The sequence below is a fragment of the Kitasatospora sp. NEAU-CNBT7 genome, from assembly GCF_057220535.1.
Genome location: NZ_JBXQQB010000030.1, coordinates 87,177 through 107,604, shown reverse-complemented (window position 1 = coordinate 107,604; position 20,428 = coordinate 87,177). Strand labels below are relative to the sequence as shown.

17 protein-coding genes and 2 pseudogenes are annotated in these 20,428 nt (G+C 71.8%); 8 read left to right on the top strand and 11 right to left on the bottom strand.

The window, feature by feature from the left end; translation table 11 throughout:
• The first annotated feature begins 76 nt into the window (after window positions 1-76).
• Window positions 77-931 (top strand): annotated as a pseudogene (locus AC2TEW_RS30300) (IS5 family transposase).
• A gap of 812 nt (window positions 932-1,743) precedes the next feature.
• Here AC2TEW_RS30300 and AC2TEW_RS30295 read toward each other — a convergent pair.
• The 4 genes from AC2TEW_RS30295 to AC2TEW_RS30280 all read right to left on the bottom strand — a co-directional run bounded on the left by AC2TEW_RS30295 (window position 1,744) and on the right by AC2TEW_RS30280 (window position 6,032).
• Entirely contained in the window at window positions 1,744-2,769 is a 1,026-nt protein-coding gene (locus tag AC2TEW_RS30295) for a PD-(D/E)XK nuclease family protein (protein ID WP_484626547.1), read from the bottom strand.
• The gene (locus AC2TEW_RS30290; protein WP_484626546.1) at window positions 2,766-4,073 is read right to left on the bottom strand and encodes a hypothetical protein; all 1,308 of its coding nucleotides are present in this window, start codon (window positions 4,071-4,073) and stop codon (window positions 2,766-2,768) included. Before AC2TEW_RS30290 ends, AC2TEW_RS30295 begins: the two co-directional genes overlap by 4 nt.
• A gap of 241 nt (window positions 4,074-4,314) precedes the next feature.
• On the bottom strand, window positions 4,315-5,031 hold the full coding sequence (locus AC2TEW_RS30285; protein ID WP_484626545.1) for a hypothetical protein: 717 nt from the start codon (window positions 5,029-5,031) through the stop codon (window positions 4,315-4,317).
• A gap of 443 nt (window positions 5,032-5,474) precedes the next feature.
• Window positions 5,475-6,032, bottom strand: a complete 558-nt coding sequence (locus tag AC2TEW_RS30280) for a DUF4241 domain-containing protein (protein ID WP_484626544.1) — start codon at window positions 6,030-6,032, stop codon at window positions 5,475-5,477.
• A gap of 902 nt (window positions 6,033-6,934) precedes the next feature.
• Here AC2TEW_RS30280 and AC2TEW_RS30275 point away from each other — a divergent pair.
• The 4 genes from AC2TEW_RS30275 to AC2TEW_RS30260 all read left to right on the top strand — a co-directional run bounded on the left by AC2TEW_RS30275 (window position 6,935) and on the right by AC2TEW_RS30260 (window position 10,667).
• A complete protein-coding gene (locus AC2TEW_RS30275; protein WP_484626543.1) occupies window positions 6,935-8,185 on the top strand; it encodes an MFS transporter in 1,251 nt (416 codons plus the stop codon).
• 91 nt (window positions 8,186-8,276) lie between these two features.
• On the top strand, window positions 8,277-8,975 hold the full coding sequence (locus AC2TEW_RS30270; RefSeq protein ID WP_484626542.1) for an HAD family hydrolase: 699 nt from the start codon (window positions 8,277-8,279) through the stop codon (window positions 8,973-8,975).
• 76 nt (window positions 8,976-9,051) lie between these two features.
• A complete protein-coding gene (locus tag AC2TEW_RS30265) occupies window positions 9,052-9,537 on the top strand; it encodes a hypothetical protein (protein ID WP_484626541.1) in 486 nt (161 codons plus the stop codon).
• Window positions 9,531-10,667, top strand: a complete 1,137-nt coding sequence (locus AC2TEW_RS30260) for a hypothetical protein (protein ID WP_484626540.1) — start codon at window positions 9,531-9,533, stop codon at window positions 10,665-10,667. Before AC2TEW_RS30265 ends, AC2TEW_RS30260 begins: the two co-directional genes overlap by 7 nt.
• Window positions 10,668-11,008: 341 nt before the next feature.
• Here the strand turns inward: AC2TEW_RS30260 and AC2TEW_RS30255 are convergent, their stop codons facing one another.
• Complete coding sequence (locus tag AC2TEW_RS30255) at window positions 11,009-12,454, bottom strand: DnaB-like helicase N-terminal domain-containing protein (RefSeq protein ID WP_484626539.1); 1,446 nt, start codon at window positions 12,452-12,454, stop codon at window positions 11,009-11,011.
• The gene (locus tag AC2TEW_RS30250; protein WP_484626538.1) at window positions 12,451-12,780 is read right to left on the bottom strand and encodes a hypothetical protein; all 330 of its coding nucleotides are present in this window, start codon (window positions 12,778-12,780) and stop codon (window positions 12,451-12,453) included. Before AC2TEW_RS30250 ends, AC2TEW_RS30255 begins: the two co-directional genes overlap by 4 nt.
• Before the next feature lie 307 nt (window positions 12,781-13,087).
• Between AC2TEW_RS30250 and AC2TEW_RS30245 the strand changes: the two genes are divergently transcribed.
• Window positions 13,088-14,017, top strand: a complete 930-nt coding sequence (locus tag AC2TEW_RS30245) for an LPXTG cell wall anchor domain-containing protein (RefSeq protein ID WP_484626537.1) — start codon at window positions 13,088-13,090, stop codon at window positions 14,015-14,017.
• A 193-nt stretch (window positions 14,018-14,210) separates the two neighbouring features.
• Here the strand turns inward: AC2TEW_RS30245 and AC2TEW_RS30240 are convergent, their stop codons facing one another.
• On the bottom strand, window positions 14,211-14,687 hold the full coding sequence (locus tag AC2TEW_RS30240; RefSeq protein ID WP_484626536.1) for a hypothetical protein: 477 nt from the start codon (window positions 14,685-14,687) through the stop codon (window positions 14,211-14,213).
• A 498-nt stretch (window positions 14,688-15,185) separates the two neighbouring features.
• On the opposite strand from AC2TEW_RS30240, the gene AC2TEW_RS30235 reads away from it, so the two are divergent.
• Both AC2TEW_RS30235 and AC2TEW_RS30230 read left to right on the top strand, forming a co-directional pair.
• The gene (locus AC2TEW_RS30235) at window positions 15,186-15,512 is read left to right on the top strand and encodes a helix-turn-helix domain-containing protein (RefSeq protein WP_484626535.1); all 327 of its coding nucleotides are present in this window, start codon (window positions 15,186-15,188) and stop codon (window positions 15,510-15,512) included.
• Between the two features lie 357 nt (window positions 15,513-15,869).
• Complete coding sequence (locus AC2TEW_RS30230) at window positions 15,870-16,265, top strand: hypothetical protein (protein WP_484626553.1); 396 nt, start codon at window positions 15,870-15,872, stop codon at window positions 16,263-16,265.
• Between the two features lie 731 nt (window positions 16,266-16,996).
• Here AC2TEW_RS30230 and AC2TEW_RS30225 read toward each other — a convergent pair.
• From AC2TEW_RS30225 to AC2TEW_RS30210, 4 genes and pseudogenes are all read right to left on the bottom strand, one after another.
• Window positions 16,997-17,754 (bottom strand): annotated as a pseudogene (locus AC2TEW_RS30225) (Ldh family oxidoreductase); the annotation flags it as partial.
• 76 nt (window positions 17,755-17,830) lie between these two features.
• Entirely contained in the window at window positions 17,831-18,742 is a 912-nt protein-coding gene (locus AC2TEW_RS30220; protein WP_484626534.1) for an aminoglycoside phosphotransferase family protein, read from the bottom strand.
• Between the two features lie 226 nt (window positions 18,743-18,968).
• Window positions 18,969-19,199 (bottom strand): helix-turn-helix domain-containing protein, encoded by a 231-nt coding sequence (locus AC2TEW_RS30215; RefSeq protein WP_484626533.1) that lies wholly within the window; start codon window positions 19,197-19,199, stop codon window positions 18,969-18,971.
• 105 nt (window positions 19,200-19,304) lie between these two features.
• Window positions 19,305-20,423 (bottom strand): hypothetical protein, encoded by a 1,119-nt coding sequence (locus AC2TEW_RS30210; RefSeq protein WP_484626532.1) that lies wholly within the window; start codon window positions 20,421-20,423, stop codon window positions 19,305-19,307.
• Window positions 20,424-20,428: the final 5 nt, after the last annotated feature.

The following is a 20,428-nucleotide window of genomic DNA, read 5'->3' as shown; positions in this document are numbered from 1 at the left end:
AGAGCTCGTAACACGATCTTGTGAATCGGTGCAGGTCGGCCGTAACCGGTACGACGATTGAGCTGTTCGTGATGGCGTGAGCACCAAGCCGTGGGCCGTGGATGACGAGTTGTGGGCGATGATCGAGCCGGTCCTGCCGGCCTGGCCCGAGCGGTCACCGGGACCGAAGCCCGTGTCGGACCGGCTCTGCCTGCAGGGCATCCTCTTCATTCTCTACACCGGGATCCCGTGGCAGCAGCTGCCCCTGGAGCTGGGCTTCGGCTCAGGCCAGACATGCTGGCGGCGCCTGGAGCGCTGGCAGGAGGCCGACGTCTTCGACCGGCTGCACCGGATACTGCTCGCCGAGCTCAACGCGGCTGGCGAACTGGACTGGAGCCGCGCGTGCGTGGACGCCTCCCACGTACGCGCGAAAAAAGGGGACCGGCGACGGGCCCGTCGCCGGTCGACCGCCGCAAGACAGGCAGCAAACACCACCTGATCTGTGACGGTGGCGGCACCCCGCTCCACATGATCACCACCGCGGCCAACGTGAACGACGTCACCCAGACCCTCGCCTTGGTGGACGGAGTACCGCCGGTGGCCGGCCGGGTCGGCCATCCCCGCAAGCGCCCCGACGCCCTCCTCGGTGACAAGGGCTACGACAGCAACCCCAACCGGCGCGAACTCCGCAGGCGCGGGATCCTGCCGGTCATCTCCCGCAAGGGGCAGCCCGACATCAAGGGACTTGGCAAGCTCCGCTACGTGCAAGGGGCAGCCCGACATCAAGGGACTTGGCAAGCTCCGCTACGTGGTGGAGCAGACCTTCGCCCTGCTCCACCAGTTCAAGCGACTGGCCATCCGCTGGGAACGACGCCTCGACCTTCACAACGGCTTCGTCTCCCTGGCCTGCTCCTTGATCTGCTGGCGCCGCCTCAAGAAGGCTGCCCCATGATCGTGTTACGAGCTCAAAGGGGGAACGAGGTCTTCCAAGGTTGCCAGTTGCTGGCGATCGGCGGGATGCGCTGGCGGTCATGAGTGCTGGCGTCTATGTCGATGTACAACGTCGTCAGCGCCGGATCGGCTTTGGCTTTCAGCTACTTGAGGCACGGTTCGATCTTCAGCGTCCGCGTGCACGAGGCGATTCGACTGTTCCCGAGAAACCCCTTGTCGTGGAAAACCTGAAAAGGATCACGGCCGTCCGTGACCCGCACGATCGGAACTGCAAGTGCGCGACTGGCGTCCTGTGTGAAGCGCCACAAATCGGGGTCCTCAATCTGCGTATTTGCTATGAGCAGAGTAGTCCGTTCGGGCCCGTACCGCCTCACCACTCGGACGGCGGCAGCGAACGAGCCGATGCCTCCGCTGAATTGTACAACGTTCTGGTACTGAGGATTCAAGACGTGTCCTCCTGCTGCTTCTCTCCACCGGACTCGGTGGTGAGGCAGAACCTAAGGAACCGTGTCGGCCGATCAATCCCGTCTGGAATTCGAATACCGCGACGGATGGGCATCATTGACGGCCGCCCAGCTGGCTCCCCGGAGACTCCACCGAGCTGACAGGTCGGCCCGGCGGCCCGGACAACAGGGCTGTCCGCCGCCTCGTATCCGCTCGGGCAGCCGGCGCAGGAGCGCCGAGGGTGCGCCCGGGCCCCCGGGCGCCGAACTGGGGCCGGGGCCCAGCTGGCCCAGCCTGCGCCGAGAATCGCAGCGGCCCGCGATTCCCAGCGCACGATCTCCAGGGAAGCCTGCGGCGGTGCAAGCACGGTCAGGCCTCAGACGGGGGCTGACGGTTGACGAGAGCACGCAGCGACGCCCTGTCCGTGGTCATCGGCACCTCCAGGCCGTTGCTGAGCAGCAGTTCCTTGGCGCTGCTCTGGTTCAGGCGCTTCCCGCCGGGGACCGTCTTGACCTCGACCTCGAACCCGCCGGCCTCATAGCGGCCGGGGCGGGTCAGAGCGAGCGACGCCGCGTGATACTCCTTCTCCTTCTTCCAAGCCTTCTCCTGCGCACTGGCCTCCGCGTGGCCTATGACATGGGCGACGACGTCCGCATCGCTGCGCACCTCGGCGGCCTGGGCGGGTTCGGCGCCCGGCCAGCAGCGCGACATGAACGGGCAGGAGTCGCAGACGATGTCCAGTCCGGGGCCTCGGTGGGCGTCGCGCGGTGCGAACGCCGGCGCCTCGGCATGTCGCAGCAGGTCCCGGACCCGGGCGTCGACCAGGGACTCCTGCCGGGGACCGAACTCGCCGATCCACACCCCGGAGGTCCCTCCGTGGATCCGCGACATCGGCACGACCGCCACATCCTGCACCGCATACCCGGCCCTGCGCAGCGCCATGGCGTACCCGTAGAGCTGCAGGAGACGGGCGCGCGAGGGTTCGTCGCCGCTGTCCGCTTGGTCGTAGCCGTGGGTTTTCAGGTCGACGAGCATGCCGCTGCCGACGGCGGGGGTGAACAGGTCCGCTCTGCCCGGGATCAGCAGGCCGCGAACCGGGAGGACGACATCGTGCTCGACGAGTGTGAGCTCGACGCCCAGTTGGGCGGCGAGACAGGGCAGTACCCAGTCGTGGACGGCCTGGCCGAGGTGCGAGGCGCGCTGCTCCTGGTGGGAGCGGTCGTCGGTCGGGGTGCAGCCGGCGAGCTGGTAGGCGGCGCAGCGGGTGCATCCGCCGAGGCCGGAGATCGACAGGGCGCCGGGGTCATGGTGGTTGTCCGCGGTTGCGGCACGGAAGACCGCGCTGAGTGCCTCCTCCAACTTCCGGCGGTGCAGCTCGAGGTCGGTGCGGTTCATCGCGCTGCGTCCGGGCAGTCGTCGTGGTGGCGGGACTCCTCACAGCGGCACAGCTCAGGCATCTCGGCCCGGGGTGCGAGCGCGAGCGGGGACGGCGGGCTCTGGTCGGGCTCGGCCACTGACGGAGCGATGGGCTTGCGCAGGTGCCGGTAGATCTTGTGGGGGGAGATTCCGAGGGCCAGGTGGGCGGCCCGCATGGTCTGCTCGTCCTCGTCGGTGAGCCTGCCCGCGTTCCTCTCCTTCTCGGTCCTGGCGCTGTTGTCCATCAGTACCTGGTAGACGCCGTTCGGGGTGAGGGCGCGCGCCAGGGCTTGCAGGTCGGACCAGGCGCTCTCGCGTGGATCCGGGCCGGCGGTGACCCTGGTCGGTGCGGGACCCGGGTGCGGGGCAGGCTCGGGGTGTCGTGCCTGAGGGCGGGCCGGGTCGGCTCGCCCGGTGCTGTGCCGACCGGTGATGCTCGGGGAGTGCCTGGGGAGCTCGTCGACTGCGGCGATGGCCGGCGACGGTGTCGCAACGGCCGTGGCGGTACGGGTCCGGGCGGGTGCGGCAGGTTCGTCGCCGGTGCGCTCCTGCTGCTGCGGTGGGGCCGGGTGTCGCGGCCCCGGGGTTTCGGGGGTGCCGATGGTTCCGGCGTCCGGGATGGGCGTCTCGCCGTCGAGGGCGGGCGCCGGTACCGGGTCCTGGAACGGACGGGCGGGAGCGGGAAGGCTCTCGGTGGCCGTCACGGTGGCCTCGGGCGGGAGGCCTTCGGTGGTGACCGGTGCGGGCGCGGGGTCGGAAGCGAGGAGGCCGCCCCAGCCGCGGGAAGCGCCCTGCGCGAGGTGCGCGGCGTGGGCGTTGACAGCAAGGGTGGTGACGCGGGCGTAGAGCATCTGCCGGGGGTAGCGGCGCCAGAAGTCGGCCCTCGGGCCGCTGGTCAGCTCGGCCACCTGTGCGTCGCGCATGGTGTAGGTGACGACCAGTTCGCCCTGGCCGGGCCTGTCGGGGTCGGTGAGGGCGACGGTGCAGCGCTCCTCGCTGCTCTCGACGATGCGCCAGCCCCACCCGGCCCGGTGCAGGAGGGCTCGCTGGGCCGAGGCGTAGAGCGCCAGGCCGCTGTCCTCGGCGTCGTCGGGATAGAATGCGTTGATGGCCTCCCAGGTGGTCAGGCCCAGGTCCTGCCCCGAGAGCAGGACGAGCACGAGGTCGACGGCGTTGCCCTTGAGCCAGCGTGGCAGTCCGCGGGCGTGGGACAGCAGCTCGGCCCTGCGGACGATGCGGGCGAACTGCGGGTCGTCGTCGAACAGGTCCGCCATGTCCGACATGACGGGGAACGGTGAAGGCTGCGTCAGTTTTGTTGCATGCATGTCAACTCCTGGGTTGTGTGATGCCAAGACCCCTGGGCCTGGCGGGGCTGGTTGGTTCTCCCCGAGAGGGGAAGTGGTCACTTCCCCCTTGCTGGGCGGTCCTCGGGCAGAGCGGCGCCGGCAAGGTGGACCGTGGCGCGCGGACGGTACGCCGCGCGGGTGGAGGTGGAGATGGCGGCGGCCTGCAGGGGCGCCGGGGTCACAGACTGAGAACCAGCGGACCTTCGATCACCGGGGTCCGGCCGGCGATCGTCTCGAGGATGTCGAGGTACCCGTCGAGGTCGGCGACGATGACGGTGTCTCCGTAGCTGACCTGCGCACCCTTCTCGCTCCAACCCGTTCCGTCGTCCGTGACGGGGAAGGAGAGCCGGGAGGCGAAGCGACCGTATGGGTCGCGGCCCTGGGGAGCGCTGTGGAAGTGCCCCCAGATCTCGGCACGCAGGACGGCGAACACCGGGTCGTCCGCAGGACCGCCGGTGCCGAATACCGCGCCGCCGCCGGGGCCCGTCGACCGCCGGTCGTCCGGCTCAGCTCCGGCGCCATCGGAACCCTCGGAGCTGTTCGCGCCGAGCAGCAGCCGGGAGATGACGTCGACCACCCGGTCCGGCGCACCGAGCCGGGGCAGCGGAAGCCCGGTCGGGGTGTCACTGGTGCCGTTGGGCCGCAACGCTGCTGCCCGCCATCCCGCCGCGGTGGTCCAGGTGGCGACGGCGCCGTGCGGAAAGCGAACGGTGTCGAGCAGGGGGTGGCCGGCCGGCCATGTCAGGGCCGCGCCGGGAAGGACGGTCAGGCCGCCGTCGGTGATGTCGTCGGAGTCGCCCACCGCGATGTCGGCGGGGCGCAGCCCTGCGGCTGTCAGGGCGTCGTCAATGCTGTCCAGGTAGGTCTCGGCCTGTCGGCCGGTGATGGCGTGCATGGGGTCCTCGTCTCGTGGGGCCTGCTCGAGGCCGACTTCAAGGTGTCCGGGCGCCGCCCGGACCTGACGGTGGCGGCGCGGTGGAACGGGACGGTAGCCCGGCCACGGCGCCGGTCAAGGGGGGTGAGGCGGTAATCCGGGATTGCCGCGGCTGCTGCCTTCCTGCGCCGGTCCGCAGGTCCGGTCCGGGTCTGGGCTCGGCGGGTCCTCGGCCCAAATGGCTGTCGGGCGCCGTGGAGTCGCGCCGTGGTCGCCGATCGAGAGCGCGGTTGGTGGCGAGTCCCGGGCGGCGGGCTGTGTCGGTGGGACGCCGGTCCGCTTCCGCCGGTCCCGGGAGATCGAGGGCACCGGGGGACCGGACCCCTTGCGCACGTCCTCAGTCCCTACGGTGACGCTGCCTCAGGCTCTGAGCCGCACCCCCGCGGCGGCGGCCGGGCGGGCGTTCACGCGTGAGCGTGACCGGCCCGCCCCGGACAGCGCAGAGATCGCACTGCGTGTCCGGGCTGCTCGTTGCCGAACCTGTGGTCCTGCCCGGCTCCGTGCTCGCCCGGTCGGGGCCGACTACGACGCGCCCCCACTCTCGGGGACCGACGGCCGGCTGTTGGCCATGATGACAATCGTGGCGATGCTCCCGGCCGCCGTTCGTCCGAGCCAGACGACGCAAGGCCCCTCAGCCGGGATCGTGACGAGATCCGCGCCGACGGCTTCGTCGCTCGTGCACTCGAAGGAGCCGTCGCCGAGCATCTCGGTGGCACGCGGCTGCAGGTGGCCGGCCTCGGTGGCCTGCCAGAACCGGCGGAACGGGGCGGTGAGGGACTCCAGGCGCCGGCGTCGGCAAGACTGCCCATGTTCGTCTCGGAGTTGAACCCGATCCGCTCGCCAGGGCGGAGCGCGCCGACGTCGTCGCCGATGGCGAGCGCCATCTCCCAGATCGCCACGTTGTCCGCGGTGACACACAGACGGACCGCAGCAACCTCCCTACCGTCGAACCTCTCGCCCATGAACTCATACGGGGCTTCGGTCCAGGCCGCCTCGACCCGTTAGGCACCTGGCGGGATCCGCTCCAGTAGTTCCCGGCCCGCCCGTGTCCGCAGCTGAGGGGCGCTGTCCGCCGGCCAGGGCGAGTCGACGATGACCCGGCCGCTGGGTATGCGGATCGTGGTCACCTCGACGACCTCAGCGGCCGTCGGCGGATCATGGTAGGACGACCCGAGCCACGTCCCTGGGATGAAAACGGCAGCGAGGAGCTGGCTCTCGTCGGCCCCGGCCGCCAGCCGGACGTCCGGTGCGTAGCCCATGCGCCGACGATAGGCGCCTGCGCCGCCGCCGCGTGCGCCGGGTCGCGTCGAGAAGTCGCGGGGGATCGCTCCGGGACGGCGGTCCCAGCCCCCGCCGGGACGCTCCCTGGATTCCGCAGGACGGGAAACAGCGCCACCGAATTCCCGTCCAGCGGCCTTTCTCCCGGCGATACGGGCCGAACCTGTGCGGCGCCGCCAGCCGGTGGCTAGCGTCCGATGCGAAGCGGGCACGGAACGCTTCCACGCCCGGCCCGGACCGTCCCTGAAACAGTCCGGGCCGGGCCGCCAAGCTGTCGACCAAGGAGGAGCATTCCGCGGTGGACCGGCCGAATCCCGAAGCGGCCAGGATCACTGCGCAGCGCCGAATCCGCAGCGCGGAATCCGCCCGACGGGCGAAAGCAGCCAAGGCGGGAAATCGGCGACGGCGAAGGACTCGCCGAGCCGGATTCCGGCGCGCCCGCGACAAGAACCCGTGAGAACACGCCCGTGCCCCGCCACCCAGCAGGGAAGACATGTCTGCCACCACCACGAGCCACTCCGACGCGCGAACAGCCGGCCCGGCACGGGGCCTGCGCCCGGTGCTTGCGACGCCCTGCGTCCCGCGCGTGCTGCTCGGATCGCTGCTCGGGCGGCTCCCGGTCGCCGCGGCGCCCCTCGCGATCCTGCTGTGCACGGTCGCTGGCGGCGCCGACTACACCTGGGCCAGCACGGTGGCCAGCCCGTACGGCCTGGCGTCAACGCTGGGCCAGCCGGCCCTCGGACGCCTGACGGACCGCCACGGCCAGCGGGTCCCCCTTCTCGGCGCGGCATCCACGGCCGGCGCAGCCCTGCTCGCACTCGCCGTCCTGGACCAGCACAACCACGTGGCCACGGCGCTGACAGCGGTGATCGCAGGACTGGCCACGCCGCCGCTGGAGGGCGCGCTGCGGGCTCTGTGGACCCACACCGTCCCCGCGCACCTGCGCACGGCCGCCTTCGCCTTGGACGTCGCATCCCAGTCCCTGCTGTTCGCGCTAGGACCGCTCCTCGTCACCGCAGTGGTCACCGTTGCGCGGCCCGAGGCCGCCCTCGGCGCTCTCGCCGTCGTGGGCCTGCTCGGGACGTGGGCCATGACCGCGGCCCCGCCGTCCAGGGCATGGCGGGGAACCAGCAACCGGGCCGGCTCTCCCGGGGCCCTGCGCTCACGGGAACTGCGGGCGGGCGCCTGCGTCCTGGCCCTGGTCGGCGTGGCGCTGGGCGCCCAGAGCGTCGCCGCAACAGCGTGGGCGGTGCAGGCCGGCCGCCCGGCGGCCGCCGGACTGCTCCTCGGAGCGTTCAGCGCCGGAAGCTTCCTCGGCGGGCTGCTCCTGGGCCGCCGCCGTACTCCGGTGACCGGCCGCACCCTGGCCGTACTCGTCGGCGGATTCACGGCAGGCTGGATCCCCCTGGCCACCGTCCACGCCGGCACCGCGGTGATGACGGGCCTCGCGGTGCTGCCGGGGCTGGCGCTCAGTCCCCTGCTGGGCAGCATGTTCGAGCGGGTCGGCCGGGCGGTCGACCCGTCGGTCACCACCGAGGCATTCAGCTGGCTCGTCGCCGCCGTCGGCATCGGAAGCGCGGCGGGCACCGGCGCCGCTGGAGTGCTGGCCGACCGTCAAGGGCCGCAGGCCGCGTACGCCTGCGCCGTCATTGCTGCCGGGGCCGCCCTCGCCTGGACGACCGTTCACCTCGCCCGCACACGGGGTCCCGCCGACACAGGACGGGCAATCGCGCCGAGCAGGGAGTACTGCACTACGTCGCACAAGCTGCAGTCGTCGGACCGGTCCGGTGAATTCCCCGCCGCCCGGACACCGGCGCACCACCACATACCCACCTGAGAGGCAGTGCGCTGCTGCCACCCGTAATCCCGTGAAAATGCCGGGTTTGACCACCTGTCGCGATACGGCCGAAAGATAAGAGATCGGACGAATGAGAAGCCCCATCAGGCACATTGTGTGGGACTGGAACGGCACCTTGCTCGACGACAACGCGGCCCGACTGGTCGCGGTCAACGAATCGCTCGCCGCCGTCGGCCTGCCCACTGTCGACATGGCCACCTACCGGGACAAGTACTGCGTTCCCGTACCGCAATTCTATGCCCGGCTCGCAGGCCGGGATCTGACCCCGCAGGAATGGCGCAGGGCCGACGACACCTACCAGGCCGCCTACCAGCGCCACCTGCCGCGCACCGGCCGCCTCATGGCCGGCGCCCGCGCGGCGCTCCTCCACTGGATCGCACGCGGCGGCACCCAGTCCCTGCTGTCCCTCCACGAGCACGAGCGCATGCTCGCGGAGGTGGCGCAGCACGGGGTCGGGACCCTCTTCCGGACGGCGCAGGGCCGCCTCGGTCCGACCGGCGGCACGAAGGGCGAGGCGATGGTCCGCCACGTCCAGGACCTCGGGATCCCCAAGGACCGGATCGTCGCCATCGGCGACACGGCCGACGACGCGGCCGCCGCCGCCCACGCCGGCATCACGGTCGTCCTGTTCGCCGGCGGATCGCACTCGCGCACTTCACTCGAGGCGACCGGCGCCCCGGTGGCCGAGTCCCTCACCGAGGCGCTCGCGTTCGCCGAACGCCACCCGGACAGCCTCCCCATCCCGGACCCGGTCCCCGCGGCCGCCTGACCTGCGGCACGCACACCCACCCCACCTCGCCACACCTGGACCTCTGTTCCACCTGACTACCGAAAGGGCCACAGCAATGACCGCACTCACCGCCGCCCGCACCCCCGTCGCCCGCAAGCTCGGACTCACGGCCGGCGCGCTCGCGCTCGCCGCCGCCGGCATCGTCACCTGGAGCGGGCAGGCCCACGCGTCGAGCGCCTGGGTCAACGGCTGGGGCACCTGGTCGGCCCCCGTTCGCTGCACCGTCGGCAGCGACGCCGCGACCTACGCGTGCCTCTACTACAGCCGCGGCGCGAACGGCGCCATCTGGATGGAGTCCAAGTGGTTCGGAACCTCCGCCCTCTACGGTGACAAGTTCCACTACGACGGCTGGGATTCCGCCGGCTCCGGCCAGGACGTGTGGCACAACGCGGCCAGTGTCGAGAACTCGGGCACCTGCAACGTCGGAGTTTTCTCCGGCACGGTCTTCAGCGGCGACGTCAACTGGGTGCCCCCGGGCCGCGGCGGCAACCTCACCACCGAGCTGAGGAACAAGGAGGAGAGCGTGCAGGTCAAGTGCTGACCGGGCCCGCTCACCCTGCGCGGCCGACGCCCACCGGCCCGGCCGCGCGGGGCAGCCTCACCTCGGGCACCCGCCCGGCCAGCAGCGGCAGCAGCGAGCGCCGCGCCGACACCACCGGACACCCGCCCGAAGGCGCCCACCCGCCGAACCGCGCACAGCTAACCCGCGAGGCGCGACCGGCGGCGGTACTCGCGGCGATCACGGTCGTGCTGGCCGCCGCCGGCTGCGCGGCGGCGCCCGCGATCGCCCCCACCGTGCCCGTTCCCACACCGGCCGCAGCCCGCGGGGCCCAGGGGCTTCACCTGCCCATCGAGGCATACATGCTGACGCCCGACCAGGCGCTGAAATACAGCTGGGTACGCAGTGAGGCGGCCAGAGCGTGCATGGCGCGCTTCGGCCAGGATTACCCCAGGCAGCCCCGGCCCGAGATCACCGACGCGTCGCGTGTCGCCTACGGCGTCGTCACCCGCCGCTACGGCATCAGCGACGCGGACGCCGCCCGGACGTGGGGATACCACCTGCCGCCCGCGGCCGGCGGACCCGCTGCCACGTTCGTGCCCACGACGATCGGGCAGATGAGCGAGGCGGCCCGCACGGTGCTGCTCGGAGCGGACCCCAGGGACGGCACGCGGGTCACCGTGGTGGGCGGGATTGCCGTTCCGGAACAGGGCTGCCTCGCGGAGCTGGACAGGCTCGTCCCCGGCGCTGGCGGCGGACCGGGCGGCCCCGGCAGCGGGGGAGAAGGCATCGTCACCACCATCAAGGCCGAGACGTTCGCCGAATCCCGCAGCGACCCGAAGGTGGAGGCGGCCGTCACCGCGTGGTCGGGATGCATGAAGGCCCACGGCTACGACGTCGCCGACCCACTGAGCGCGCCCGAACGCCTCGGGTCGGTCAACGAGCCGGCCCCCGACGCGCAGGAGCTCGCCCAGGCCCGGGCCGACGTGGCCTGCAAGCAGGACACCAACCTGGTCGGCATCTGGTTCGCGACCGAATCCGACCTGCAGAACAAGGCGATCAACAAACAGGCGGCGGACCTTCGCCCCCTCAAGCAGATCCTCGACGCCGAAGGCACCCGGCTCGAGGGCCTCTACGACCGCTACGGGACCACGAGCATGCCTCAGCCGTGAGCGGATCCGCCCGCCCGGGCCACCAGAACGACCGCACTCCCGGACGCGGTAGGCGAGTGGGGACTGGGTGCCCTGGCGGCGCGGGCCGGCATGGCGCGTGATGGAAGCCCAGTGTCCCGCAGCCGTTCGTGCCGCGGACTCAAGCCGCACGGCCAACCCGGCCGGCAGCCCGCAGAACTGGGCAGGGAAGACGCGGGTCACGGTTCGGCGTTCGGCCGTGTTCCTTGGGGTAGCTCGACCGGGCCGGAGCAGCCGTCCGTGACGGCACCCGGCAGGCTGAGACCGGAGTCCTGCCACCCGCGCCGACTGCCGTGCTGCTCGCCCGCCGACCCTTCGGGCTGTCACACCTGCGGCGGCTTGGAGGTCCGCGGCACGAGCGCACCACTGCCACTGCTGGGCGGGTGGGCCTCCCGCGCGCGGGAGGCCTGTGCGGCCGCGCGCCGAAGATGGCCGAGGGCGACGGCAGCGGATTGGCTGTCGGCGCTGCCGGCGACCGCGTCGGCAGCGCCCTGGACATGGACACTGATCCGGGCAGCGAGCAGTTCGCGCCCACGGGCCTGGGCCTCCCCGGGGCGCCCGGAATCGCCGACCGCGTTGATGACGGCCTCGTCCAGGCCGTGCCAACCGTTCCTGCGGGCATCCTTGGCGAGCAGGATCGCGTCCACCGGCTCGCCGGCCGTCGCCCGCGTGATGATCAACCGGTAGAGCAACTGGTGATCCGCAACGGTGAAGTCGTCCGCCCGGAGCCACTCGTTGACCTTCACGGCCTGGCCCGGGTCCTTCAGGAGTGACGCGAGGACGGCGGTCTCGGTGGCCCGGTGTTCAGGGGAACGTCCCGCGATGGCTTTCGTGACGGAGGCAGCGGTGCGACCCATGACCTGGTCCCAGCGCTGTTGAAGCTCGGCTACGGCCCGCACCGGGTCCTCGGCCGCCATCGCAGGCGAGTGGGCCCGCTCCGCGGCCAGCCCGGCCACGTCACGCTGCAGATGACGGCCGGCCGAAGCCACCCGACGCTGGATGCTCAGCTGGAGAACCTGCTTGCCGAGCGGCACCACGTGATCGGCACGTGCATCCGACGCTCCGGCGGCGAGTTCGGCCAGCCGGGCAGTCACAGCCGGCCACCCGCCCTGCCCCGGTTCCCACCCATCCTCCTGGGCCGCCGTGACAAGCGCGGTCCGAAGCGCGGTCGCGGTCACCCGCGCGGCGTCCTCACCGGCCGCGCCGGCAACCCGAGGTTCCCCGTACAGACCGTCCTCGACCAGCACCCGGTACATGCGGCCGAGCAAGGGATCGGCGAAGTCCTCACCCCGCAACCACTGCCGCAGCTGCGCGCCCCGCCCCGGATGAGCCAGCAACACCGACAGCAGCGCTTCCTCGACCGAACCGCCATCCAGGCCGGCGGCCCGCTCGACCGCGGCACGCGCCACGATCTGCCCGTACGCGACGATGCGCGCAGCATCGGGAACCTGATCGGCCAGCGCAGCGACGTCCCTGCGCACCCGATCCCACCCCGGACCGTCGACGAACTGCCCGCGCTCCTCGGCCCGACGGCGCAGCCTCTCGACCACCGCGGACACCTGAACCGCCGTGACGTCGGCCGCATCGGATGCGAGGTCACCCGGCGGCGGTGCCTGCGCGTAGAGGCCCTGCTCGACCAGAACGGTGTAGACCTCCCGGTGCCATCCGGGAGTGAAGTCAGCGGCCCGCAGCCAGGTCCGGACCTGACGCCCGCGGCGCGGCTCGCGCAGGACGGCGCCCAGAACCGCCGCCTGCGCCGCCTCGCTCACAGCCCGTCGACCTGCCCCAGGTCCCCGGACTCCACGCCACCGACCGCATCCGCTTCCGCGGCCACCGCCAGCCTCCACCGCGCGGCATCGTCATCGAGGGCTCTGCCCGCCGCCTCGTCGAGAGGCTCCCAGACACCTTCCCCGGCACGCCACCACCGGTCCAGGTACTTCACCGGCGCACCCACGAAGTCCCCGAGAAGCTCCGCCTCCCCGGCCGCGAGGCGCTCCAGCATCACGGCCGCCGCCACCGGCGCCGAACGCTCACGCTCCCTGCGCTGCTCCGCGAACGCCGCCAGCGAGCTCAACTGCCCATCGGTGAAAGTCATCCAGCCTGTCCCTTCCCAGGAGACAGCCATGCTCTCACGGGACCTTCGCGCGGGCCCCGCACCTGTCGATGGACCCCTGCTCCAGATCCCGCCATGCGGGAAGTACCAGCTTCACGCTCCCGTCGGACGGGACGGGCTAACCGGACCGCAGCGCCCCGCGGCGCCGCTGCTCCACCATCCAACGAGCAGGATCCCCCTGCGCCCGGCCGGTGCCCGCTCCCGCGGAGCAACGGCCTGCGGCCGCCGGTGACGCGCATTCCGGCCGTTGGCCGCGTCGCCGAACCCATCCCCGAGCAAGGAGTCCCACGTGGGTGCACGCCGCCTCCAGGCCGCCACAGCGGTCATCACCGCTGTCGCCGGCGTAGGCCTGGCCGCCGGAACCGCCGACGCCGCCCCCACCTGCAGCAGTGGCGTCCAGACCCACACCGAGCTCACCGCGACGTGGACCGGCCAGAACGGCGCCACGCTGCCCCCGGGCGGCCCTGTGCAGGAGAACATCGCGGTCTTCGACAACACCACCGGCCACGACGTCAAGAACTTCCGCACATCGCTCTACATCAGCGCCGCCGACGCCCCCGACCAGAGCACCGGCACCGCCATCACCGTCCAGCTCCGCCGGCCCGGCGGCGAGTGGGCCGCCGTGAACTTCGGCACCGGCAACAACCAGAACATCATCGACACCGGCACCTACCAGCTCGCCCGGGGCGAGAAGATCACGCTCCAGATCCGCATCGGAGCCACCCGATCGGCCGCCCCCGGCCACTACGAGGCGACCGAGTCGGGTGGCTCCGACCTGATCAGCGACGACACCGGCGAGTTCGTCACCATCCCGACGGCGGACACCGCCGCCGCGCCGCCCACCGCCGGAACCGCATCGCCCACCACCGGCGCCCGCACCCCGGCCGCCGCCGCACCCAGGGGCGTCATCGGCACCGACACCTGCACCCAGTTCGTCGGCTACACGGCAGCGGAGTTCAGCGTCGCGACCCCGACCCCAACCCCCACCGCGGCGCCGAGCACCACACCCAGCAGGAGCCCGGCCGTACCGGTCACCGCGACCAGCCCCGCGGCGCCTTCCAGCCACCCCGCGGCCCCCGGACCGACCCGTGCGACGAACGAGCTGGCCGAGACCGGCGCGAACGGCACGACCGCCCTCGCGCTCCTCGGCTCCGCCGCGCTCGCGGCGGGCACCGCTGTCCTGCTGCTCCTCCGCCGTCGCAAGGGCGCGCACAAGTAGGCACTCCGCCGCCCGCCGGTGAGGTGACGGAACCGGGCCGGCGCGGTGAACAGGAGACCGACTGAAGGGCGGCCGGCCCAGCGGCGCCAGGCAGCGCACGTCGAGGTCCGGCCGTCCGGTCGTTGGCGCCCTGCTGGATCGGTGCCGGCCACGCGGAGGAAGTGGGCACCGTCGACAGCATCAGATCCTGCCGTCAGGACCGTTGGCCCGCCGGCACCCGGTCGGCAGGTTGCGCGTTCCGCCACCAGGTTCTGCGTCGACCGACAACAGTATTTCGGCTGCTCCTTCGCGCGAGCCAGCCGGTCGCGCGTGGCGCGTAGCGGAGAGCGGGGGTCGTCGGCGGGGCAGTGTTCGAAGCCGATCCGCCCGGCGCCGCCGACGGATCGAGCAGGCCGTCCAGCGTCTCCCGCAGGCGCTGCCGGGCCGGAGCCCGGTCGTGGGCCGCGAGGGTGTTGGGCAGCCGAAGCGTCGAACCGAACGCCTGCTGCAGCTCGGCCAGCAGCCAGCGGGCCTCCAGCACAGCCCACTCGGGCAGCGCACCGATCCCCCAGCGTCGGGGTGTTCGCCCCGCGGGCCAGTGCGGGCGGCCTCGACTGCCGCAGCGACAGCCGCCGGTGCAGCGGCCCGCCATCACCCGACGCAGCGACCCCAGCACCTGCTCCATCTCCATGCCGCGAGCGCAGCCACCCGCTCCATCCTGGAGCGATGCGTCCTGCCGGGCGCGACCGCGCCAGGCCCTCTTCGTGGTGCCGCACAGTCCGCCCAAGGGGGTTCAAAGATGCAAGAGCTGTCAGGCAGCCGGTGGGGCGCCAACCGCCGCGCCGCTGGGGATCCCGCCCTGTCCCCGAGCGGCAGCTGACAGCCTTGGTTGCCTTGCAACTTCCGGTCCCGGCCCCCGCCAAGGACCCGGCCCATGTTCGCGTCCAAGCACCCTGGTCAGCGGGATTGATCGGCCGACAGATCCCGCTAGCCTGCGATCCGTCAACCCGGCCACTCCGGTGGCCATGGGCCGTCCACCGCACAGAGCGGCCTGCACCGTGCCACGCCAGGCGTCGACAACCACGGGCCTTCACGGCCCCGCCGGAGTACAGCTCTGCTGCCACCGTTCCGGGCGACCTCATGCCGGACCCGGCGGCCCCAGACTCCCTCTCACAATCGGAGCACAGCCATGCCCACCACCACCCAGTCAAACGGCAGCCGAGAGCTCGGAGCGAAGGCTCTGGCCAGCCGCGACAGCCTTCTCGCGGCGGCGGCCCGTGCTCTCAACGAGACCGGCTACGCCAGGACCACGGTCCTTGAAATTGCCCGAGCTGCGAACCTCTCCTCGGCCACGTTCTACCAGTACTTCGCGAGGTACGACGCAATCGTCCTCGAGCTCGCAGCGATGGCGGCCGCCGACATGGCGGCGACCCTCCCCGAGGCCGGCGACGACCCCATCGGGGGCGCGGAACTCGACGCAGCCGTCGACGCAACTCGACTTCGGCAAGCTGCGTAGGAAGATCAACAAGCCGCTGGCCGACGCCATCGCTCGCGCCGCGGGGCCGAGCCTCGTCCAGCCCAAGCAGCGCGCCGCGCTGGTCGACATGCTGGCCGGCAGCGCTGCCCACGCGCCCAGCTCCAAGGCCAGGTCCGTGGTCCGCGGCGTGGTGCGGCACGCGGTACGCGCAGCGGACGCCTGAGCCGACGGCACCGGGAGGAACGAACGACGCCTCCCGGGGCCCCGGCCGCGCTCTACCGGTTCGTCCGCCGGATCTTCGGCGGCAAGCCCGTCGGGCGCCGAGCCGCCGACGACCGGGTGAGCTCCGGCGACCCAACTCCCCGATCACCCGCCACACAACGAGGACCGCCCTTCATGACCACCGATCCGACCCCGACCGCTCCCGGCACCGACCTGAACCGAACCACCTTCGATCTCGCAGACGTCGCCACCGTTGTCGAAGGTCTCCTGAACGCGACGGCTCCGGCTGACACTCAATCCGACACCACCTGGACTCTCACACTCCCTGGGTCCATTCCCGACCGTCCCGACATCCATCTGCGGATCTCGGATCACTGGGAAGGTCTCTACAGCGTCAACGTGCTGAGGTGCGACGGCTGCCCGAACTGTGCGGACTGCGAGGCCTGCCGCGACCCCGCCAACCGCGAAGGCTTGACCAATCTCGACCTATCCGACCCTGACCTGACCCTGCGCCAGGCCGGATCCCGGGTGGAATACGAAGCCCGGCGACTCCTGGACCGAATCCGGTAGGTCGCGAGACGAGCCGACGCCCAGCTACTGCCGCGAGCGAGGTTCACGGCGCGGTCCCGATGACCAGGCCGACGTACCAGCCGACGGCCCAGGATCCCGCACGGCACGTCAGCTCCGCCCGGCCGGGCCCGCCCAGCAGGCCCGGCCACGTGGGACCACCAGGGCGCCACGGCGCACCAGTCGTTTCCCGCGCCGCAGGCTCGCCGATTCGCGGGCTTGACCAGACGCCACCCCCCCCCACGGCCCGAGCTGGTCGAACGGCCCATTCTGTGCCGTCGCTGCGCGGCGCCATGCCTCCGCCCGCCACGGCCGTCCGGTCGGAGGGCCGAGTGCCCGGATCCTGTCGATCTTCTGCCCCACCCCGAAACGAATCCCGTGCACGGAAAGAAGGCTGTCGTGACCCACAGCCCGATGGACGACCCGCTTGTATGGCCCGTGCCAGCCCCTCTCCGAGTCCCCAAGTGGCGACGGCGCATTGTCTGGTTCCAGCGCAACCGCCTCGGGTGTGGGCGACCCAAGTACGTTTCGAGTTTGAGTTGAACATCACACTGACACTCACGGATGGCAACCGCTGATCGGTGGCCGGCCCGGGCGAGCAGGCGGCAGTGCACGGTGGCCGGCAAGTCGAGGGCGCCGTCGCGCAACGCGCTGTGCTGGCGCTGTTGGCTGTGTTGGCTGTGTTGGCTGTGTTGGCTGTGTTGGCCGGGCAGGCGCAGGGGGAGGGCGTTGCGGGTGCGGCCGCGGGCGATGTCCTCCAAGAGGCGGGTGTTGGCCGCCGCGGCGTCGCCGCTGTGTACGCCAAGGTCGAGGGCGATGACGGTGTAGCCGGTGGTCCACGTGTCGCGGATGCGCTCGCACATGGGGAAGCCGAACAGGCTGCCGGTGAGGATCTGCAGTAGCAGGGAGAGCGCGAAGCGGCGGTGCTCGCCGAAGATCACGGCCGTCTGGGCCCGGTAGGGGTCGATGGTCAGGGTGCCGTTCGGCTCGGCGAAGCAGCCGTCGGGGAGGTCAGTGCCTGCGTGGCGGGCCTCCCAGAGCACGCCCGTCGGCGCGAGCGTGGTGGACATGTCCGCTGACGCCGGGCCGTGGAGGGTGGGGACGGCGTAGGCGAGGGGGTTCACCCCCAGGACGGGGGTGCGGCCGCCGTCGGGGTGGCCTCGGGCCGCGAGGTGTTCGTGACGATGGCGACCATGCCGGCGGCGGCGATCCGCTCGGCGGAGTCGGTGAGGATGCCGTAGCGCTGGGCGTTGCGAGTGCCTACGATCCCGGCGCCGAACGTGCGGGCGCGGGCGATGGCGAGGCCGGCGGCGAAGCGGGCGGCGAGCGGCCCGATCTCGCGGTGGGCGTCGATGACGGCCAGTGCGCCGTGCTCGCGCACGACCTGGGGCCGGCCTTGGCGATCGGCGAACAGCGTCGACTTGAAGCAGAACTTGGCGTTGCCGTGGGAGGGCTTGCCGCGCAGTTCCCCGGCGAGGTAGTGCTCGACCACCGTGGCCGCTCCTTGGTCAGAAGGTTGAGGGGACCGGGGGCCCGGCACCGCGGGCCGGGCCCCCGGCACGGGCGGGTCAGCTGCCGCTGGTGAGGTGGTCCAGAGCGGTGCGGCCCCGGTCGACGAGCAGCTGGTTGCCGTCGGTGACGCCGGTGGTCAGGTAGGACACGGCGAGGCGGGCGGTCAGCAGCGGCAGCAGCAGCTTCTCAGGCTGTGTCAGGGGGCGGCCGTAGCCAGCGAGGAAGGCGTCCTTGAGGCTCGGTCGGGTGGGCCACTGGGCGCCGAACAGCCACACCAGGTCGTCCACCGCCAGGCCGTGGCCGGCCAGCTGGAAGTCGATCAGGCCGACGCTCTCCCGTTCGGCGTCCCAGAGCCAGTTGCGGGGCGAGAAATCGCCGTGCAGGAAGACGACCGGCACCTGGGCGGCCAGCACCGGCAGGTCGGTGGCGACCTTGCGCACCAGCCCCCGCTGCGCCTGGCTCAGGTGCTCGCCAGCCTTGTCGAGGCACCGGGCGGCCTCGACGGCCTGGTCAGCGGCCTGCTGGAGGATGCGCTCGCGGGCCTGCGCGCCTGCCGGTTCGGGCCAGGCGTGCCAGTGGCCCAGGACGGCGCCAGCCAGGCGGTGCACCCGCTGCTCGGCTTCCCGCTCCAGCGGGAGGTCGCGCACGACGGAGCCGGGCAGCGCGGTGGTGAGGATCGCGTGCAGGCCGGCGTTGGATGCGATCAGGCGTGGCGCCTCGTGCGTGTCGAGGGCGGCGGCGACGTGCCGGTAGGCGTAGACCTCGCGGTCGTGGTCCTCGCCGGTCGGGCTGATCTTCACGAAGGCGGTGCCGGCTTCGGTGTCCAGCCGCCAGACCTTGGAGTCGTCGCGATTCCAGGAGGTGTCGGTGCTGCGGGTCACCGGGGGCAGTTCGGTGCTGGCCAGCCAGCGCCGGAGGTCGTCGGGCAGGGCGTCGCTGGTGCTGCTCGTGGCACGGGTGTCGATCATGAGGGGTGTTCTTTCGTTCGGTTCGCGGGCAGGGCTGCCGGGGCCGTTTCGGACGGGCCGCGGGCGGTGCGCCGTTGTGGCGCCCGCTTCCCTTCGAGGTGGTCAACGTGTCCTGGACGGTCCGGGCACGCGGCACGAATGGCTCCGGACACAGTTGGGGCCGCGCATGTGTTCATCGCGTTCATGGTCGCCGCAGGTGGCACCGGTAGGTGGCCGGTGCGGAGGTTCAGCGTGCGGCCGGGACGCGGAGCAGGCTGTGCTGCCTCTGCGCCGGATCCGTGCCCCCCAGCCGGTGCTCCAGGAAGCGCCGTCGCCACTTGCCAGCTGTCTGTGGCCAGATGCCGAGCTCGGCGGCGACCTTTTGATTCGACTTTTCGTCCGTGCAGCCGCGTACGATCTGACACCGCTGAGCAGCCGCCTGCGACGACGTCGCCTGCTGCGACCAGCGAACTAGCATTTAGCGCTCGTCATCGGTCAAGGCGAGATAACAGACCGGTTGGATCCCAGCGGTTTTGCAAAGGTCGGGCAGGTCAAGGCGTCTGCGGGTGAGCGGTTGTCAGCGTCATGGACCCTGAGGGAGTGCCTGCTGGAACGGCCAGGTCAAGGGAATGGTTTCGAGCACCTTGGCGGCTTGGGCGAGCGAATCCTCGAGTTGGCAGCGGATGACGGTCGACATAGTGCGGGTGCCGAGCGCGCAGGCGACGGAGGTGGTCGCGAGAGTGCGCGCCTCGGTCGGGTTCAGGTGTTTGCGGCAGAAGTCGTGTTGCAGGATCTCCCGTATCGCGTATCCGTCGGGTGACTTCGCTGTCCGGGCGGTGAGCTGCGTGGCGAGGCCTCGGGAGCCTTGGGGGTCCGTGCGCGACGTGGCATCCACCGCGGTCAGCACGAGCCGGGTGGTGAACAGCGCGAGGCCTTCGCCGTCCTGCAGCCGCCGGCAGTGGTCGATGGCGGCCCGCGCGTCGGTGCGGCTGCTGGGGCGGCACAGCGCGGTCAGGACCGCGGTGACGGCGTTCTCCCACTCCTCGCCGGGCTCGGTGGATTCCAGGAGGGAGAGCGCGCCTGCGCTGTCTCCGGTGGTGGCGCGGGCGAGGACGGCGACCTGGCGGCCGTCGAGGATGCGGTTGCCGATGCCGTTGTGGCGCTCCAGGTGTTCCAGTGCCTCCTGCCAGCGGCCGGCGCCGGTGAGGGCGCGGGTGCCGTCGGCGAGCAGGACCCTCCACAGCCATCGCCGTACCTCGGCGCTCTGAGCCGGGTCGTCGGTGAGATCGGCGGGCACGGTGATGCCGTCCACCGTCGTCTCGGCGCCGTCGGTGACAGCCCTGTAGAGGGCTGCGAGCAGGTGGTGGCCCCTGTCGCCGTGGCCGGCCCGGATGTGGAGGCGGGCGAGGTTGACGATCGGCTCCAGGGCCCGGATCGCGCTCACCGCGGCAAGCGGGCGGGCGCGCAGGTACAGGGCGGCGTGCTGGTGGCACAGCTCGCGGGCCAGGTCCGGCAGAACAAGGTCGGAGGCGAGCAGCGCGGCCTGGTTGAAGACGGTGGATGCCAGGCCCGGGTCTGCGCGCCGGGTGCCGGCGTCGGCGAGCTCCTGGAGCTTGCCGACGCGGGCCTCGAGCGGCAGGCATGCGGGCCGGATCCGGGCTACCAGCGGGAAGCGCTGGGCCATGGCTCCGGTCAGCTGCATGCGGG